This is a genomic window from Actinoallomurus acaciae (genome assembly GCF_042429965.1).
Taxonomy (GTDB): domain Bacteria; phylum Actinomycetota; class Actinomycetes; order Streptosporangiales; family Streptosporangiaceae; genus Actinoallomurus; species Actinoallomurus acaciae.
Map to the genome: position 1 here is coordinate 1 of NZ_JBHLZP010000735.1, position 3,194 is coordinate 3,194.

General features: G+C 73.7%; 4 protein-coding genes. All 4 read right to left on the minus strand.

All coding sequences use genetic code 11. The features are described from left to right. The coding region (locus ACFFNX_RS45975) for an N-acetylglucosamine-6-phosphate deacetylase (protein WP_378212652.1) at positions 1-1,161 on the minus strand (1,161 nt) is incomplete at its 3' end. Continuing rightward, on the minus strand, positions 1,158-1,916 hold the full coding sequence (locus tag ACFFNX_RS45980; RefSeq protein WP_378212653.1) for a sugar isomerase domain-containing protein: 759 nt from the start codon (positions 1,914-1,916) through the stop codon (positions 1,158-1,160). The genes ACFFNX_RS45975 and ACFFNX_RS45980, both read right to left, overlap by 4 nt. Further along, on the minus strand, positions 1,906-2,658 hold the full coding sequence (locus ACFFNX_RS45985; RefSeq protein WP_378212654.1) for a glucosamine-6-phosphate deaminase: 753 nt from the start codon (positions 2,656-2,658) through the stop codon (positions 1,906-1,908). The genes ACFFNX_RS45980 and ACFFNX_RS45985 overlap by 11 nt, the downstream gene beginning before the upstream one ends. Then, a partial coding sequence (locus tag ACFFNX_RS45990; RefSeq protein WP_378212655.1) for an AGE family epimerase/isomerase occupies positions 2,639-3,194 on the minus strand: 556 nt, incomplete at its 5' end. The genes ACFFNX_RS45990 and ACFFNX_RS45985, both read right to left, overlap by 20 nt.

Consider the following 3,194-nt stretch of genomic DNA (forward strand, 5'->3'; position numbering starts at 1 on the left):
CTCGGCGACCGCCTGCCGGTATGCGGCCTCATCGCCCAGCGCGGGGAGTTCCAGAGCCTCGGTCATGCCGTCATCCCCCGGCCGCCAGGCGAACGTGATCAGGTCGGCGGGCGCTCCGGGCCGCAGGACGCCGCGGCCGCCCGTGAACCGGCCCGGGTTGGCCGAGGCCAGTCGCAGCGCGGTGGACAGGGTGAGGTCGCCCATGGAGATCGCGGTGGCCACCCCGTCCGCCAGCGACCGCGACGCGCCGGCCAGGTAGGGAGTGCCGACATAGGACAGCCGGCCGTCCTCGGACAGCTCGACCTCGCCGCCGACCGCGGTCCGGTAGCGCCCCGGAGGCATTCCGCCGAGCGCGGTCGTGTCCGAGACCAGGTGGGAGCGTTCGATCCCCTTGGCCCGGAGCATGGCCCGGAAGGTGTCGGCCGGAAGGTGGTGGCCGTCCGCGATGAACCCCGCGTACAGCCGGTCGTCGGCGAGCTGGGTCCACAGCTGGTTGGGGTGGCGGGGAAGCATGGCGTGCGCTCCGTTGCCGAGGTGGGTCGAGAGCTCGGCCCCGGCGTCGACGGCGCGGGTGATCTGGGCGGGATCGGCGTGCGTGTGCCCGATCGCGCAGCGCACGCCGAGGCGGACGGCCGCGGCGATGAGGTCGATCGCCGCGTCGTCGTGCGGGGAGACCGTCAGCATCCCGACGAGGTCGCCCCAGCGACGCAACTCGTCCAGGTCGGCGCGCCGGATGTACCGCGGGTCGTGCACGCCCCGCGGACCGTCCTCGGCCGAGATGAACGGTCCCTCCACGTGGGCGTACGGGATCGTGTGGGCGACGAGCGGGTCGGCGGCGCGGGCCCGCGCGATGGCGGACAGCGCGGTACGGATGCCCTCCTCGGGCGCGGTCACGATCGTCGGCACCACGGTCGTGACTCCGGCGCGCCACACGGCGTGCACCAGCTCCGTCACGACCGTCTCGTCCACGTCGGCGGCGTTGACGTCGTGTCCGGCGAACCCGTTGACCTGGAGGTCGACGAGGCCGGGCGCGAGCCAGAGTTCGGCCGGTTCGTCCGTGGCGCGGACCTCGGCGATCCGCCCGTCCTCGACGAGGACCCGCAGCGTACGCCCGGTCGCCGGGTCCCGGCCGGTGAGCCGCAGGGGCCGCCCGCCTCTCACAGCTTCCGCACCCGAGAGCGGAAGGCGTCCAGGAACCGCGCGTTCGCCTCGTCGCCGCCCGGTGCGTTGCCGCTGCGCCACACCGGCGGCTCCACTCCGGACTCGACCAGGCGCTGAACGGTGCGCAGGACCAGGGCGTTGAGCGCGTACGCGTTGGCGAACGTCGACACCGCCGCGAGCGGCTCGGCGACACCGTCCATCGTGATCAGCGCGTCGCCGATCGGCACCTTCGTGTCGATCGCGATGTCCACCAGGTCGTGCAGGTTCGCCTTGGTCGGGTGGCGCGCGGGGTGGCCCGGGTCGGTCCGCTCGGCGTGCTCGCGCGAGCTGACGCCGATCAGCGTCGCACCCCGGTCCCTCGCCTCCAGCGCCGCGTCGATGAGTGCGGCGTTGATGCCGTAGGCGTTGACGAGGATCAACAGGTCGTCCGGGGTCAGCCCCGCGTCGGCGATCACGACCCGTCCGTACCCCGGGGTGCGCTCGATGGCCATCGACCGCAGCGCCCCGTTGGACAGCAGCGTGCCCTCGTCCAGGATGGCCGAGACGTGCATCAGCCCGCCGGCGCGGAAGAAGACCTCCTGCGCGGCGAGGTTCGAATGGCCGCCGGGGCCGAAGATGTGCACCAGGCGGTCGGCCCGTACCTGCTCGGCGACCCGCTCGGCGGCCCGCAGGATCGCGCCCGACTCCTCCTCGTGGATGCGTTCGAGCAGCGTGGTGACCTCGCGCAGATACGTCAGGGTCGGATCAGCGGGCATCGGGTGCGGACTCCTTGTCGACGTAGATGGTGCAGCGGGGATGGGTGCGCAGTGCGCTCGCCGGCAGCCGGCCGTCGATCGGGCCGTACAGGGCGCGGGTGACCGCCGGCCGCTTCTGGGCGCCCGGCACCATGCAGAACACCTGGGCGGCGGACAGCAACGCCGGCACGGTCAGCGTGACGGCCCGCCGCGGCACCTCGTCCGGCGTCGCGAAGGACCCGTCGTCGACCTGCTGGCGGCGGCAGACCTCGTCCAGCTCGACGATCTTCACCAGCGCGGGGTCGTGCAGGTCGGCGGGCGGGTCGTTGAACGCCAGGTGCCCGTTGACGCCGATGCCGCAGCAGACGATGTCGATCGGCGCCTCGGACAGCAGCCCGGCGTACCGCTCCGCCGCCTCGTGCGGGTCGTCGCCCGGGTCGATCAGATGGGCGGCCCCGATCGGGACCCGGTCCAGCAGCGCGGTACGCAGCCAGTTCCCGAAGCGCCGCGGGTCGTCGGCGGCCAGCCCCAGGTACTCGTCCATGTGGAAGGCCGTGACCCGCTTCCAGTCGATGTCCGGCCGGGCGGCCAGCGTCCGCAGGGCCGCCTCCTGGCTCGGCGCCGAGGCGAAGATCACCCTGGCCTCCGGCCGGTCCGCCAGGAGGCGGACGAGCGCGTCGGCGATGTCCTGGCCTGCCGCGCGGCCCAGTGCCTCGGCGTCGGGCAGGCGGCGGACGACGGGTTCATAGGTGGTGTCGGGCATCGGATTTCGTGTTCTCCCCCAGTTCGGCCAACAGCAGCAGGGCCCGCGCGATGTGGAAGGGATCCTTCACCGGCAGGGCCACGACCTCGTCCAGCGGGGTGCCGTCGCGGGCGCGGATCTGCGTCCACTCACGGCCGGGCCCCTCCGGGAAGGTACGGAACGTGTAGTCGCGGACGCGGTCGTGCCATTCCCCGAGCCGGTCGTCGCCGTGCCGCTCGGCGAGCAGCGCCGTGGCGTACAGCGCCTCGGCGTGCGGCCACCACAGCTTGGTGTCCCACGTCCGCACGACCAGCTCCTCGTACGGGTCGCCGAGCAGGTCGCCCCGTGGCGCGCCGCCCTCGGCGTCGACGTACCGCAGCAGGCCGCCGTCGCGCCGGTCCCAGCCGAGGTCGAGCGCCGCCAGCGCCGTACGGGCCGGCCAGCCGGGGTCCGGCACGACGTCGGCGACGCCGGGTACCTGGTCGCCGGCCCACGTGAGGAACCACGCGAACTCCAGCAGGTGGCCGGGCGTACGGTGCCGGGCCAGCAGGGAGGAC

What these genes read in the sequence shown, in the direction of transcription:
- ACFFNX_RS45985 (WP_378212654.1), bottom strand. Translation starts at nt 2,658, where the DNA reads ATGCCCGACACCACCTATGAACCCGTCGTCCGCCGCCTGCCCGACGCC.
- ACFFNX_RS45980 (WP_378212653.1), bottom strand. Translation starts at nt 1,916, where the DNA reads ATGCCCGCTGATCCGACCCTGACGTATCTGCGCGAGGTCACCACGCTG.